The following is a 1138-nucleotide window of genomic DNA, read 5'->3' on the forward strand; positions in this document are numbered from 1 at the left end:
GCATCTTTCGGTGCCGAACGACCGCGAAAATCAATCAGGCTGTCGACGATGGCCAAGACCACCAGCAACGGATAGATCAGTTGCATGAACAGCAACAGCGTCACGTACAACCCCACCAGCCAGAACCTGGCCAGTCGCTTCTGCGCCACCAGCCCGTGAATCAGGGCCAGACCGGCGAACACCAGCGGTACGCTGCACAACGGCGTCAACATGGCCATCTGCGAGCCGATATTCGGCCCCAGAAGCATGCACGCCAGCAGCAACATCGCCGGCAACAGCGGGAAGCGGATGGCGCGAAACTCGCGACCAAAACCGCCCGGGTTGTACAACAACGCCTGCCAGTAGCGCCCGACAAGCAGGCTCAGCAAGCTGACGATTTGCAACAACGCCGCAATCAGTCCGGTCAGGACCGGTGCAATCAGGGACGCGAAACGCGCTTGTTCGTCTACCGACATCTTCTGGTAGACGTCACCGAGAAGCGACGGCATGACTTTGATCAAAGCCTGCGCCAGCATCTCGATCTGGGGAGCAAAAGCTGTCCCCAACACCACTGAAAACACCACTCCCATCGCTATGCTGACCAGCAGCACGCGGTTCCAGGACTCGCTTGCGCGCAAAACCAGCGCAAGGCTCGCAGACCCCAGCAGCACCAGAAGTGCCCGTGGGTCGTCGGAGTACAGCCACCAGGCCAATGCCGGCAGCAGTCCCAGAGCAAGAACGCCCAGGGCGTCCTTCAATCCGCGCCGCAGGAGCACAAGGCATCCGGCGGCAGCACCCAACCAATACAACAACGGCATCGCCGCGCATCCAGCCACTACCAGAGTGGCCTGCATACGGCCGCGCATGATGAACTCAGCTATGGCCCGCATGCATTCAAGCCTTTGCTACGAGTCGACGGCCCGGTCTCAGCGGCCGTGGCTGTCGGTGTAGGCCAGCAGGGCCAGGAAGCGGGCGCGCTTGATAGCGGTGGCCAGCTGACGCTGATAACGAGCTTTGGTACCGGTGATGCGGCTTGGAACGATTTTGCCGGTCTCGGATACGTAGGCTTTCAGAGTGTTGAGATCTTTGTAATCGATCTCTTTCACGTCTTCAGCGGTGAAGCGGCAGAATTTACGACGACGGAAGAAACGTGCCATGT

At 59.9% G+C, this 1138-nt stretch carries 2 protein-coding genes; both read right to left on the reverse strand.

What is annotated here, in order from left to right; translation table 11 throughout:
* Positions 1-869, reverse strand: an 869-nt coding sequence (locus ACRESJ_RS26365) for a hypothetical protein (RefSeq protein ID WP_431760486.1), incomplete at its 3' end; no start/stop codon positions are given.
* A gap of 36 nt (positions 870-905) precedes the next feature.
* Entirely contained in the window at positions 906-1136 is a 231-nt protein-coding gene (gene rpsR / locus ACRESJ_RS26370) for a 30S ribosomal protein S18 (RefSeq protein ID WP_002551829.1), read from the reverse strand.
* Between the last annotated feature and the right edge of the window lie 2 nt (positions 1137-1138).

This window comes from Pseudomonas sp. (assembly GCF_050739655.1).
Lineage (GTDB): Bacteria > Pseudomonadota > Gammaproteobacteria > Pseudomonadales > Pseudomonadaceae > Aquipseudomonas.